Origin of the sequence: Micromonospora sp. WMMA1976 (assembly GCF_027497335.1) — a bacterium.
Classification (GTDB): Bacteria; Actinomycetota; Actinomycetes; order Mycobacteriales; family Micromonosporaceae; genus Micromonospora; species Micromonospora aurantiaca.
Map to the genome: position 1 here is coordinate 1604730 of NZ_CP114912.1, position 13313 is coordinate 1618042.

General features: G+C 72.0%; 12 protein-coding genes. 2 read left to right on the forward strand and 10 right to left on the reverse strand.

Going from position 1 to position 13313, the window contains the following annotated elements:
• Nucleotides 1-34: 34 nt before the first annotated feature.
• Nucleotides 35-1300 (forward strand): cellulose-binding domain-containing protein, encoded by a 1266-nt coding sequence (locus O7546_RS07595; RefSeq protein WP_281600660.1) that lies wholly within the window; start codon nt 35-37, stop codon nt 1298-1300.
• 75 nt (nt 1301-1375) lie between these two features.
• On the opposite strand, the gene O7546_RS07600 is transcribed toward O7546_RS07595, so the two are convergent.
• Complete coding sequence (locus O7546_RS07600) at nt 1376-2215, reverse strand: helix-turn-helix transcriptional regulator (RefSeq protein WP_281600661.1); 840 nt, start codon at nt 2213-2215, stop codon at nt 1376-1378.
• An 87-nt stretch (nt 2216-2302) separates the two neighbouring features.
• Here O7546_RS07600 and O7546_RS07605 point away from each other — a divergent pair, with 87 nt between their 5' ends.
• Nucleotides 2303-3100: a glucose 1-dehydrogenase gene (locus O7546_RS07605; RefSeq protein ID WP_281600662.1), complete on the forward strand. Its 798-nt coding sequence runs from the start codon at nt 2303-2305 to the stop codon at nt 3098-3100.
• Nucleotides 3101-3106: 6 nt separating this feature from the next.
• Here O7546_RS07605 and O7546_RS07610 read toward each other — a convergent pair whose 3' ends face one another.
• From O7546_RS07610 to O7546_RS07650, 9 genes are all read right to left on the reverse strand, one after another.
• Nucleotides 3107-3805, reverse strand: a complete 699-nt coding sequence (locus O7546_RS07610) for a DUF4386 domain-containing protein (RefSeq protein ID WP_269696441.1) — start codon at nt 3803-3805, stop codon at nt 3107-3109.
• 148 nt (nt 3806-3953) lie between these two features.
• Nucleotides 3954-5042: a hypothetical protein gene (locus O7546_RS07615; protein WP_194800784.1), complete on the reverse strand. Its 1089-nt coding sequence runs from the start codon at nt 5040-5042 to the stop codon at nt 3954-3956.
• Nucleotides 5039-6154, reverse strand: a complete 1116-nt coding sequence (locus O7546_RS07620) for an SPFH domain-containing protein (RefSeq protein ID WP_194800785.1) — start codon at nt 6152-6154, stop codon at nt 5039-5041. The genes O7546_RS07615 and O7546_RS07620 overlap by 4 nt, the downstream gene beginning before the upstream one ends.
• Nucleotides 6155-6268: 114 nt before the next feature.
• Nucleotides 6269-7279, reverse strand: coding sequence for a glycosyltransferase family 2 protein (locus tag O7546_RS07625; protein WP_269698059.1), 1011 nt, complete (start codon nt 7277-7279; stop codon nt 6269-6271).
• A 39-nt stretch (nt 7280-7318) separates the two neighbouring features.
• Nucleotides 7319-9130 (reverse strand): hypothetical protein, encoded by a 1812-nt coding sequence (locus tag O7546_RS07630; RefSeq protein ID WP_281600663.1) that lies wholly within the window; start codon nt 9128-9130, stop codon nt 7319-7321.
• A gap of 89 nt (nt 9131-9219) precedes the next feature.
• On the reverse strand, nt 9220-9810 hold the full coding sequence (locus tag O7546_RS07635; protein ID WP_194800787.1) for a DinB family protein: 591 nt from the start codon (nt 9808-9810) through the stop codon (nt 9220-9222).
• Between the two features lie 43 nt (nt 9811-9853).
• Nucleotides 9854-10270, reverse strand: a complete 417-nt coding sequence (locus O7546_RS07640) for a PPOX class F420-dependent oxidoreductase (protein ID WP_194800788.1) — start codon at nt 10268-10270, stop codon at nt 9854-9856.
• Between the two features lie 107 nt (nt 10271-10377).
• Nucleotides 10378-11502 carry a ricin-type beta-trefoil lectin domain protein gene (locus O7546_RS07645; RefSeq protein WP_194800789.1) on the reverse strand — a complete coding sequence of 375 codons (1125 nt, stop codon included), beginning with the start codon at nt 11500-11502 and terminating at the stop codon, nt 10378-10380.
• 11 nt (nt 11503-11513) lie between these two features.
• On the reverse strand, nt 11514-13238 hold the full coding sequence (locus O7546_RS07650; protein ID WP_194801036.1) for a family 43 glycosylhydrolase: 1725 nt from the start codon (nt 13236-13238) through the stop codon (nt 11514-11516).
• Between the last annotated feature and the right edge of the window lie 75 nt (nt 13239-13313).

Sequence of the window (13313 nt, forward strand, 5' to 3'; positions counted from 1 at the left end):
CTGCTGCGCCCTGTCCGACGCCGAAGGACTTCCCATGACGATTCTCCGTGCCCGTCCCGCCCCGCTCGTGGCGGCCGTCGCCGCGCTGGCCGCCGTCACCGCGGCCGGTACGGCCCTGCTCACCGGCCCGGCCGCAGCCGCACAGGGCTGCCGGGTCGACTACACACCCAACCAGTGGCCCGGCGGGTTCACCGCGAACATCACTGTGTCACCGGGTGACACCGCCGTGTCCGGCTGGACCGTCACCTGGACGTATGCCGGGGACGAGCGCGTCACGAACGGCTGGAACGCCACAGTGAGCCAGTCCGGGTCGACGGTGACCGCCCGCAGCATGTCGTACAACGGCAGCATTCCGGCCGGCGGCTCGACCGAGTTCGGCGTGCAGGGCACGTACGGCACCGCCGGCGGCGCGCCGACCGGGTTCAGCCTCAACGGCGTACCGTGCAACGGCGCCGGGCCGACCACACCGCCGCCCACCACGACGGTGCCGACCACCGCCCCGCCGACCACGCCACCGCCCACCACCGCGCCGCCCACGACTGCTCCACCGACCACCCCGCCGCCCACGACGCCACCTCCCACGACGCCGCCGCCGACCACCCCACCGCCGAGCGGGTGCGCGGGGGCGGTGCTCTGCGACGGCTTCGAGAACCAGACCGGCTCGACGCCGTCGGGTGACTGGAGCGTGGTGAGCCCGGACTGTTCCGGCGCCGGCACGGCCACCATCGACACGTCCACCACGCACAGCGGCAGCCGGGCGGTACGGATCAACGGCGCGGCCGGGTACTGCAACCACGTCTTCGTCCGGACCACGAAGAACCTCAGCAGCCTGGGCAGCGTCAGGTACGCCCGGATCTGGGTCCGGCACACCACCGCCCAGCCCACCGACCACACCACGATGATCACCATGTCCGACGCCGCCGACGGCAACCGGGACCTGCGGCTGGGCGGCCAGAACGGCGCGCTGCAGTGGAACCGCGCCTCCGACGACGCCACGCTGCCCGAGCAGAGCCCGGCCGGGGTGGCGCAGAGCGTGCCGCTGCCCACCAACCGCTGGGCCTGCCTGGAGTTCATGGTGGACGGCTCCGCCGGCCAGTTGCGTACCTGGTTGGACGGTGTCGCCGTGACCGGGCTGACCGCCGACGGCGTACCGACGCACGACATCGACGGCCAGTGGTACAACCGCACCTGGCGACCGCAGCTCACCGACCTGAAGCTGGGCTGGGAGAGCTACGGCGGCGGCGCCGACACCCTCTGGTACGACGACGTGGCGATGGGCTCCACCCGTATCGGCTGCTGACCCACAGCGAGTGGAACGCCACGGGTGCCGGACGACCGCCCGGACACCCGTGGCGTTCCACGAAGGGCGGGCGGTTCAGTGCTCGACAGTCATCCGCTGGGTGCCGATCACGGAGAGCAGCCGTAGCGCCTCCTCCGACGGCGAGCCGGGCGTGGCGGTGTAGATGACCACTTGCTGGTCGCGGTCGGTGATGTCGAGGACGTCGCAGTTGACAGTCACCGGCCCGACCACGGGGTGCCGGAACGTCTTGCACAGCGTCCGCGCACCGCCGACGTCGTGGGAGGCCCACAGGCGGGCGAACTCCTTGCTCCCGGCGAGCAGCTCGGCGATCAGCGCGGCCATCTCCGGGTCGTCCGGATAGCGGGCCGCGGCGGCGCGCAGCCGTCCGACCGAGTGGCGGGCGAACTCGCTCGCGTCCGACACGCCGTACATCAGGTGCGGGCCGAGGAACGCCCGGCGGACCAGGTTGCGGTCCCGCCGGGAGACCGCGGAGAAGTCCTCCATGAGCGCTGCCGCGAGGTCGTTCCAGGCGATCACCTCGAACGTCGCCGAGGTCACGAACGCCGCCGCCTGCGGCAGCCGGTGCAGCAGGTCCAGCACGCTCTGGCGTACCTCCCGGGGTGGCCCGGGCGGCGGCGCGGGCGGCTCCCCGGCCAGGTGGTGGAGGTGGTCACGTTCGGCGTCGGACAGCCGCAGCGCGCGGGCCAGCCCGGCCAGCACCTCCCGCGACGGACGCGGACCCCGCCCCTGCTCCAGCCGGGTGTAGTACTCGGTCGAGATGAACGCCAGCCGCGCCGCCTCCTCCCGGCGCAGTCCCGGGGTGCGGCGGCGCCGTCCGGCGGGCAGGCCCACGTCGGCCGGGGCGATCCGCTCCCGCCTGCTGCGCAGGAACACTGCCAGCTCACGTCGGTCCACGACCCCAGTGTGCCCGCGTGCCGCGGAGCGTAACCAGGTACCGCCGGTGCCTGGATGGGCTCCGCGACCGGCCCCAGGCTTGCCGGCATGGACACCACACGAACCGACACGACAGTCCACCCGACCGCCGGCCTGCTCCCCGGCAAGGTCGCCTTCATCACCGGCGCCGGGCGCGGCATCGGCGCCGCGGCGGCCCGGCTGTTCGCCGCCGAGGGCGCCCGGGTGCTGCTCGCCGCCCGGACCGAGGAGCAGTTGAAGGCGGTCACCGAGCAGGTCCGGGCCGCGGGCGGCACCGCCGAGTACGTCGTCTGCGACCTGGCCGACGCGGCGAGCGTGCGCGCCGCGGTCGACCGCACGGTCGAGGTGTACGGCCGCCTCGACGTCGCCTTCAACAACGGCGCGACGATCGTGCCGCCCGGACCGATGGACCGGGTGCGCGAAGAGGACTTCGACCACGTCTACACCGTCAACCTGAAGGGGCCGTGGCTCGCCCTGGTCGCCGAGGTCGCGGCGATCCGGGCCACCGCCGGCACCGGCGCGATCGTGAACAACTCCAGCGTCGGCAGCCTGATGGGCAACCCCGCGCTGCCCGCGTACGGGGCGATGAAGCGCGCGGTCAACAGCCTCACCGAGTCCGCGGCGGTCACCTACGGACCGGAGGGCATCCGCGTCAACGCGATCGCCCCGGGCAGCACGCTCACCGAGATGATGCGGTCCTGGGACGCCGAGTCGCCCGGGATCATCGACCGTCTCGCGGCGGCCACGCCGCTGCGCCGGGCCGCCGAGCCCGACGAGATCGCCCAGGCCGCCGCCTGGCTGCTCAGCGACCGCGCCTCCTTCGTCACCGGTACGGTGCTGCGGGTCGACGGCGGCGCGCGGGCCTGACAGGGCTCAGACGGTGGCGTCCCGGACCGGCCGGGGCTCCACCGCGCCGGCCGTGACGGGGGAGGGCCGGAAGCCCTTGACGACCAGGTGGACGCCGAGCGAGAACTCCCACACCGCGATGGGAAGCGCGGCGACCGCCGCCACCGGAGACAGCCGGTCCCAGGCGCCGAACAGCGTGCCGAGGTCGGAGGCGACGAGCAGCGGTGCCCCGGCGAGCCCGAGCAGCGGCAGCACGCGCGGCACGAGACGCGACTGGTAGAGCAGCGTGCCCAGCAGCAGCGCGTTCACGGCGGGCAGGAAGCCCTGGCTGAGCAGGAACACCGAGTCGTAGAAGGCGACGAGCGTCCGGCCGGTGACGAGCGCGTCCGGCCCGGCGGCGGAGTCCCGCAGCGCGACGAGCGTCAGGATGCTCGCGACGCCGACGAGGATGCCGGCGGCTTCGAGCACCCGGGCGCCGACGAAGCCCAGCGCGCGGGCCGGGCCCTGCTGCCGGAGCACCGGGTACAGCGCGACGGCGGTGCCGATGCAGGCGAGCGCGACGACCATCTCCAGGACGCCGCCGAGGACGACCGGGGCCTGCGACGTGGTGCCGAGGACGTAGTCCGGCTCGCGGACCGGGGCGTACAGGGCGACGGTGGGGATCGAGACGAAGGTGAGCAGATAGGCGCCGCCCGCGACCAGCGAGGTCTTCCGCAGTGAGTCCATCGGGGCTTCCCTCCGTCGCCGCCCGGCCGATGGTGGTGGTGCCCTCACTCTGCTGTGGACCCGCGCGGCGGCACATCGGCCGCTCGGACATCTCCCCTCGCGCGATGCGTACGGGCCACCGGTGCGGCACACCGGTGGCCCGTACGCGTCAGCGGTTCATCGCGTACGCCACCACGAGCGCGACGAGCGCCAGCGCGGCCAGCACCGCCGCCACGATCTTCGCCGTGCTGTAGGGACGCTCGCCGATGACCTCACCGGTGCGGGCGTTCACCAGCACCTGGTACGACCGGCCCGCGTGCAGGTACGCGGCGATCCACACCGGCAGCAGGACCAGCTTGTACGACACGTCGGAGTACGTGGTGTCCACGGCGGACACCCGCTGCTCGTCACCGCCGATGTCCGACCGGCAGTCCCCCTCGATGACCGGAGCCATCCGCGCCTTCGCCTCGGTCAGGCCCGCCTCGGGCTCGGTGTCGTACCGCAGCGCCTGGTATCCGGCCAGGTAGTCACCGTGGAACGCGGCCGCCTCGGCCAGCGGCCACGGCGCCAGCTTGTCCAACTGCTCGGTGGGCAGGTGGGTGGTGGCGGGCACCAGCACGTCGTCGAAGTCCCGGCGTACGGTCCCGGCGGCCGGATGCCACCGGGTGTGCCGCACCTGCCGGGTCCGCGTCTCCTGCTTGCCGTCGACCGTCACCGTGTACGTCTCGGTGACGTAGTAGTGCTCGCCCCGCTGACCCTGGTAGTCCGACACGGTCCGCGCGTCGAACGTCCAGTGCGGAAGGTACGTGCCCTTCAGCGTCTCCGCCTCGCTGATCTTCTTCAGGCTCCCGGGCGCGAACCAGCGGCTGCGGCACCACTGGCCCAGGGCCGTCCGCACACCGTTGCGGTCGACGGCGAACGGCAGCACCGCCTCCGGCGCGATCAGCTCACCCGCCCCGGCGTCGGCCACCAGGGGAGCCGCGCAGAACTGGCAGCGCTGCGCCAGCGCGTCGCTCTCCGTCCGTGCGCCGCAGCCCGGGCAGACGAACGTGTGCGCGCCGACGCTCGCCACCGGCTTGCGGGGCAGCGACGCCAGTTCCGCGTACGCATGCTCGCGCACCTCCCGGCCGGCACCGGCGATCTCCTGCCGGTGCCCGCAGTACGGGCAGCTCAGCGCGGTCGTGCCGGGTGCGAACTCGACCCGGGCGCCGCACCCCCCGCACTGGTAGGAGGGCGGCGAGACAGCCGTGTCGCTCATTGCGGCGGAAGCGGCGGCGGGACGCTGGCGAGCACCGACGCCAGCTCGGGCACCTGCCCGGCGGGCTGCCACTGCGCCATCCCGGTACGCCAGACGAGCGTGTCCGCGCCGAGCGCGCCCGCGTTCGCCTGCTCGGCCAGCGCGCCGAGGTCGTACGGACCCTGGCGCTGGCCGCCGACGCCGACGTACCACTGGGCCTGGCCCGGCAGCGGCGGCGGCTCGGCGGCGGCCAGCTGCGCCGGCTGCGTGGCCGCGCCACCGCCCATCGACCGGGCCATCTGCTGGCCCATCGCCATGCCCATGCCCAGGCCGATGCCCGCGCCCGCCTCGCCACCCGGGTTGTTCGCCGCGGCCTCCATCGCGTTCGCGGCCTGGAAACGGGTGTACCGGTCCAGGTCACCGACCGCGCCCATGCTGGTCCGCTTGTCCAGCGCCTGCTCGACCTCCGGCGGCACAGACACGTTCTCGATGACGAACTTGGGGATCGCGATGCCGACTTCGGCCAGTTCCTCGGTCAGCACGGCGGCCAGCCGCCGGCCGATCGCGTCCTGGTGCGCGGCGAGGTCCAGCAGCGGCACGCCGGCCGTGGCGAGCGCGCCGCCGAGGCGTCCCACCATGAGCTGCCGCAGGTACTCCTGCACCTCCTCGGTGCGGAACTGCGGGTCGGTGCCGACCAGTTCCCGCAGCAGGCGCGACGCGTCCACCACGCGGGCCGCGAAGGCGCCGAACGCCCGTACCCGGACCACGCCGAACTCGGCGTCGCGCAGGATGACCGGGTTCTGGGTGCCCCACTTCATGTCGGTGAACTGCCGGGTGTTGACGAAGTACACCTCGGCCTTGAACGGCGAGTTGAAGCCGTACTTCCAGCCCTTCAGGGTGGACAGGATCGGCAGGTTGCGGGTCTCCAGCGTGTACGTCCCCGGAGTGAAGACGTCGGCGATCTTCCCCTCGTTGACGAACACCGCCGTCTGGGACTCCCGGACGACCAGTTGGGCGCCCATCTTGATCTCGTTCTGATACCGGGGGAACCGCCAGACGATCGTGTCGCGGCTGTCGTCCAGCCACTCGATGATGTCGATGAGTTCGCCCCGGAGCTTGTCCATCAGCCCCATCGCAACCCTTTCCTCGGCGCCGGTCTCCGGCGTCGCGGGCGACCATAGCAACCGCCCGCCACCTGCGAAAAGAGAACGATTCTGCGCCTATCGGCACCCACCGATCGGGGTTGCTCAGCCGGTTTCGCCGGCCATCGATTCGCCGGTGGCCGTACGCTGCTCCGGAATCCGGGAGGTCCGGCCGGGGGCATCGACGACGCGCTCGGTCTCCTGCACGAGATAGTGCGGACGGCGTTTGGTCTCGTAGTAGATCCGGCCGATGTACTCGCCGATCACCCCGAGGATCATCATCTGGATGCCGCCGAGCCCGATCACGCTGACGATGATCGTGGTGTAGCCGGGCACGTCGATGCCCTTCTCCACGGCGTCCGCGACCACCCAGGCCATGTAGCCCACGGCGATGAGCGTGAGGAACAGGCCGCCGTAGATCGCCAGGCGCAGCGGCCGGTTGTTGAACGACAGCAGGCCGTCGAACGCGTAGTTGAACAGCTTGCCGAACGTCCAGCGGCTCCGCCCGGCCTGCCGGGTCTCGTTGCGGTGCGCCACCACGGCGGTGCGGAAACCGATCCACGAGAACAGGCCCTTGGAGAAGCGGTTGTACTCCGGCATCGCCAGGATCGCGTTCACCGCGAGCCGGGAAAGCAGCCGGAAGTCGCCGGCGCCGTCGAGCAGGCGTACGTCTATCCACCAGTTGACCAGGCGGTAGAAGGAGCGCGAGGCGACCATCCGGATGAACCGGTCACCACGGCGGTCCCGGCGGGCGATCACCTGGTCGAAGCCCTGGCGGTAGAGCATCACCATCTCGGGCAGCAACCGCGGCGGGTGCTGCAGGTCGGCGTCCATGATGACCACCGCGTCGCCGGTGGCCCGGCGCAGGCCGGCGAGCATGGCCGCCTCCTTGCCGAAGTTGCGGCTCAGCGACGTGTAGCAGACGGCTGGGTCGGCGGCGGCGAGCCGGCGCAGTGCCACCAGCGTGCCGTCCTCGCTTCCGTCGTCGACGTACACCACCTCGACGTCCACATCGGTGAGCTCGGCGAACGCGACGCTGAGCATCTCGTGCAGCCGCTCCACCGACGCTTCCTCGTTGAAGCAGGGCACCACCACCGACAACCGCACGGCGCTCACCCCGCCCGGCCCGGGCATGCGGGGCCGGTGCCCACGGCGTCAGAGGCGGTAGACAAGCGTGCCATCGACTTCCTCCCGGGTGATGCCCAGCCCGTCGACCGGCCGGGTCTCGATGCCCTCCCACGGCGTACCCGCCGCGCGGCTCGGCACCGCGACGACCGACCGCACGCCGATTCCGCGCAGGTACGCCACGCTGCCCGCGTCGGGGAACGTCGCCACGGCGACCCGTGTCTGGGCCTGGGTGACCGGCTCGAAACCGCCGAGCCCGTTGGTGATCCGGGGGAATCCGTCGGTCGACCACAGCATGTAGTTCAGGTCGCCCACCCCGCCGGCGGGCAGCACCAGCATCGGTTCCGGCGCGGTCCGCATCGCCGCCGGTGGCGTCGGCACCACCGGGTGCGGCGTGCGGTTCACGCCCTCCAGCGTGACCAGGGCGAGCGGCACCAGCAGGACCAGCGCCGCCACCGCCCGGGACGCGCGCGCGGCGGCGGGCCGGCGCCACGACTCGGCCAGCGCTGTCAGCAGCCCGGCCGCCAGCACGGCGAGCAGCAGGCTGGTCCAGTGCATCATCCGGCCCGGGGTGCGCAACGCGTCCCAGCCCGGCAGGAGGTTTGACAACGTCAGGTAGCCGGGGTCGCCGTCGCCGCCGAGCGTGGCGCCCAGGCCCAGCAGCACGGTGCCGGTCACGCCGAGCCCCAGCGCGACCCGGTGCCGCACCGGGAACGCCGAGACGAACAACCCCGCCGCGGCCAGCCCGATCAGCGTCATGCCGGGCAGCAGTGCCATCTCCGGCGGCCAGGTCAGCTGTTCGCGGGCGGCGGCGTGCCGTTCCCCCCACAACCACGAGTCGCCGGGCGCGGTGATGAACCCGATCAGCGGCGGGGAGAACATCTTCGTCCAGTCCAGCGAGCGGACGGCCTGCGGGTTGAGGTCGACCACGCGCAGGTAGACCAGCCCGAGCAGCAGCGTCACGGTGCCGAACACGGCGCCGCCGGCCAGGTCGGCGATCAGCAGCCGCCGGCCGAACGGTGGCCGCTCCCGCTTGCGCCACCAGGACCAGCCGTAGCAGCCGGCCGCCACCAGCACGGCAGCCAGCAGGAAGTAGACGAGCGGCAGCCCGATGCCGAAGCCGAGCGTGACCTGCCAGGCCGCGACGAGCCACCCGGCCACCGCCCAGCCGGGCTTGCGTCGTTCCGGCCGGTAGCCGTGGCGTAGCGACCAGCCGTGACCGCGGGCCAGCATCGCCAGCGCCAGCGCGATCCCGCCACTGGACAGGATGTTCAGGTGACCGGAGTGCGCCAGCCGCCAGGGCGCGTACGCCCACGCGATCCCGGCGACCGCACCGCCCCAGCGGTTGGCGCCGAGCTGCCGGGCCAGCGCGTACGCCCCGAGGAACGCCAGCGCGTGCAGCAGCACGTAGAGCACGTTGTAGCGGATCACCGCGGCCTCGAAGCCGGAGCCGAGCATCCCGAACGGGGCGTACCCGAGCAGGGTGTCGCTGTAGGCGTAGGTGTAGCGCTCCGGATAGAACGTGTTCGAGTTCCAGAGGTTCGCCGGATCGCTTAGCAGGGCGTGCCCGGACCAGGCGACCTGCCACGCCTGCAACGTCGGGTCGCCGAGGTCGCCCGGGATCGTGGTCGCCGGGTGCCGCATCGTCGGCCAGGTCAGCACCACCGCCAGCAGCAGGCTACCCAGGATCGCCAGCGTCCACTCCGGGTTCGGCCGCCACCGGCGCCTGCCGTCCGACGGGCGCTCGTCCGTGGGGCGGTCGTCCGAGGGCCGGTCGGCGGGGGGCTGCGCGGGACCGGTGTCCTCAGCGGTCGGCGGGGCGACGGCGGGCCGGATCTTCATGGGATAGATGCTTCACGATGCTGCTGGTCCTGTCGATCCGCTGTCCGAAATATGGTTGAAACTTCCGGCCCGCCATACCGGAAGGCCGCCTACGCGAACCGGTCGGCGAGCGCCGACAGCTTACTGACGTACGCCGGCCAGTCGTAGCCCTCGGGAACGTTCCGGTTGTCCCGCCCCAGCCCGATCGCCGCGTCGTGCTGCTCACGCATGACATCGGCGTGCCCGGCATGCCGGGCCAGGTCGACGCAGACGTGCACGATGACCTGGTGCAGCGTCACGTCCTGCCGGCCCGGCTGCCACCACGGCACCCGCCCCGGCGCGTCCAGCGGCAGCGTCTCGATCGTCTCGTCCGCGAACGCGCCGACCCGGCGGTACAGGTCGATCAGCCCGTCCTTGGTCTCGTCCTCGCGGGCGTACCAGTCGGCCTGCGGGTCCGCGTCGAACGTCTCGGCGGCGACCAGCTCCGCCGGTGTGGGGAACTCGCGGCCGAACGTGGGCCCGAAGTAGCCGGCCTCGACGTTCAGGCAGTGCTTGAGCACCCCCAGCAGGTTGTTCCCGGTCGCGGTGCGGGGGAGCCGGGCCTCACGTTCGCTCAGCCCGTCGAGCTTCCAGATCAGGTTCTCCCGGATCGCGCGCAGGTAGTGGTGCAGCGCTGCCTTCGGGTCGTACGGCTCACTCATGCCCGACACTCTTCCGCATGGGTCGGACATCGTGGGGGCGCCGTCAGCCGGTCTGGCTGTTGTCCTTGTGCGCGCCCCACCCGTGCCAGCGCTCGATCTCGATCCAGGCGCTGACCCGGGCGCGGTCCCGCCGGGGGTACGGCTTCCCGGTGTAGTGCTGCGAGATCCGGTCGATGTCCGCCAGGCCCTCGTCGTCGCGCAGCTCGACCACCCGCCCGATCAGGCTGACGTGGGTGTACCAGTTCCCCTCGTCCAGCACGGTCAGGGAGACCCGGGGATCGCTGCGCAGGTGTGCCAGCCGGCGGCGGCCCTCGTCCATGTTCACCAGGACGCGGCCGTCCTCCCACAGGTACCAGGTGGCCGCGGACACCGGCTGGCCGTCGCGCAGCGTGGCGATGACGGCGGGATTCGGCTTGCCCAGCATGGCGACGGCGGGCTCGGGCAGCGGCGGCTTCGACATGGCTCTCACTCTACGTACCCGCCGGGCCCGCCGCTGGTCATGCGGCGGGCGCCGCCCGGACGGGCTCCCCGGCGGTGTCGCCCGCCGGGGAGCCCGTCGCACGCCGGTCAGGCGCGTGCGCTCCACTGCTGGTTGGTGCCGCCGTGGCAGTCCCAGAGGTTGATCCTGGTCCCGTTGGCGGTGCCGTAGCCGGCCGCGTCCAGGCAGCGCCCGGACTGGACGCCGCTGATCGTGCCGTTGGCGTTGAGGTTCCACTGCTGGTTGGGCTGGCCGTTGCAGTCCCAGATGATCACGCTGGTGCCGTTCGCGGTGCCCCGCCCGCTCGCGTCGAGGCACTTGTTGCCGAGCACCTGCAACTGCTTGGCCGAGGTGTAGGTCCAGCGCTGCATGGTGCCGCCCCAGCAGTCGTACAGCTGCACGGCGGTGCCGTTCGTGGTGCTGCCGTTCGGCACGTCCAGGCACCGGCCCGAGCCGGCGCCGACGAGCTGCACGTTCTGGTACGTGCCGCCGCTGCTGCCTGGGGTGCCGATGCTGCCGGACACCGACTGCAACGCGCGGTACCAGACCGCGGCCATCTTGTCGTAGCCGGTGGCGGTCGGGTGGATGCCGTCGATCAGGTCGGCGGTGGTCAGCGCCGAGTACTGGTCGACCAGGTGGACCCGCTTGCCGGCGTTCACCTTCGACTGCACGATGCCGGGCAGCGCGGCGTTGAACGTGCGCACCGCCGCCGCCTGGCCGGAGTTGGCGAGCGGGATGATCTGCGCGACGAACACGTCCGCGTTCGGCGCCGTGGTGGTGATGCGGTCGATGAGCGAGGAGAGCCGGTTGGGCGCCGTCGAGACGTTGTAGTTCTGCAGGATGTCGTTGGTGCCGATGTGCAGCAGCACGGTGCGCGGCTGGTAGGCGTTCAGCCAGCCGGTGATGTTGGCGTCGATCTGGTCGATGCGCCAGCCGGGGTGGCCCTCGTGGTCGTGGTCGCCGAGGTTGCCCGGCCCGTTGAACTGGGAGCCGACCAGGTCGACCCGGTAGCCGCCGCCGGCCAGCCGCTGCCACAGGCCGATCCGGTAGCCGCCCGGCACCTGGGTGCCCTCGGTGATGGAGTCACCGAGCGGCATCACCCGGGTGCCGCCGTTGGACTCGGCGACCGCCGGGCCGGCGGGCGTGAGCACACCGGCGGCCAGCAGGGCCAGCGCGGCGCCCGCGGTGAGCCATCTCCTCACTGTCGTACGCATGAACGCTCCTCTCACGGGCTGGTGCAGGTCAGGGACGGGGTGGACGGGGAGCCGTCGGCGATGAAACCGAACGTGGTCGAGCCGGACGCGGGCACCGAGCCGTTGTACGCCGCGTTACGGACGGTCGCCGTGGATCCGCTGGTGCTCAGCGTGCCGCTCCAGACCTGGCTGATGCTCTGGCCACCGGCGAGGTTCCACCGCACCGACCAGCCGTTGAGTGCCGCGGCGCCGGCGGTGACCGTCACCTCGGCCTGGAAACCGCCGGACCAGGAGTTGGTGGTGCGGTAGGTGGCGGTGCAGGCGCCGCCGGTCGGCGGCGGCGTGCTGGGCGGCGGGGGAGAGGAGGGCGGCGGGGTCGACGGCGGGACCGGCGGCGGGGTGCCGCTGAGGCTGGAGGTGAACCACCAGTGGTCGATGTTGAACAGCGAGCCGCTGCCGCCGGTGAACCGCAGGTAGAGGTCGTGGGTGCCGGTGGCACCGCTGACCGGGCAGCTCGGGTTGGTCCACGTCTGCCAGTCGCCGGTGGGGGTCACCTGACAGGTGCCCACCAGCGGGCCGGTCACGCTGTCCAGGCGCAGCTCGATTGACCCCCCGCTACCGGCCGAGGCCACCATCGCGGTGAACTTGGTCGCGCCGGCGCCGAAGGCCACGCCCTTGACCTTGATGTAGTCCCCGTTGTCGATGTAGCCGACGTTCCGCCCGCCCAGGGAGGACGCCTCGGTCTCCACTCCCTGCCCCCAGGCCATCGTCTCGGCCTCCTGCCGGGCGTACGGGTCCAGGGTGCCGACCTGCGGGGCGCCGGTGGTGGTCATGTTGATCGTGGGGATCGAGCCGTCCGCGCCGTAGGAGAACTTCTCCACCGCCACCGACCTGGTGAAACCGCCGCCGCCGGGCAACGCGCCGTTGTGGTAGAAGAAGTACGAGTTGCCCTTGAAGTCGATGATCCCGGGGTGATTGGTGAAGCTGCTGCCCTGGGTCGGCATGATCGTCCCGCGGTACGTCCACGGGCCCAGCGGCCCGGGCGCGGTCGAGTAGGCGACGAACTCGGAGCAGCACTTGGCCGCGAACGCCATGTAGTAGAGGCCGTTGCGCTTGTACACCCACGGCCCCTCCTCGTAGAGGGTGGGCCGGTTCGCGTCACCGGTCCGTGCCCCGAAGCCCGCTGTGGTCAGCGGGATCTGCGTCGGGCTGCCCGAGTACGAGATCATGTCCGCGTTCAGCTTCACGTACCACAGGCGCGGGTTGCCCCAGTACAGGTACGCCTGACCGTCGTCGTCGATGAACACGGTCGGGTCGATCTCGCCGTTGCTCACCAGCGGACGCCCGATGGCGTCGCGGAACGGGCCGGTGGGGCTGTCCGCCACCGCCACCCCGATGCCCATCTGGCCGGTGGCCCGCACGACCATCGGCACGTACCAGTAGAACTTGCCGTTGCGGTGGACCGCCTGGCCGGCCCACGCGTCCTGCTTGGCCCAGCTGAACGTGGCGAGGCTGAGCGGCGATCCGTGGTCGGTCCAGTTGACCATGTCGTCGGACGAGAAGACCCGCCACTCCTTCATGGTGAACCAGGTCGAGTTGTCCTCGTCGTGGCCGGTGTACAGGTAGACCCGATTGTTGTACACGAGCGGGGCCGGGTCGGCCGTGTAGATGGTCTGCACGATCGGGTTGTCCGCCCGGGCGACGGTCGGGCTCAGCCCGCCGGCGACGACCGGGGCCAGCCCGAGCAGGGCGAGCATGGTCACGGCCAGCGCGAGCCATCGTCTGGTCCGGCGGTCGGGTCTCCATAGCGTTGAGTTCACAGGTCATCTCCC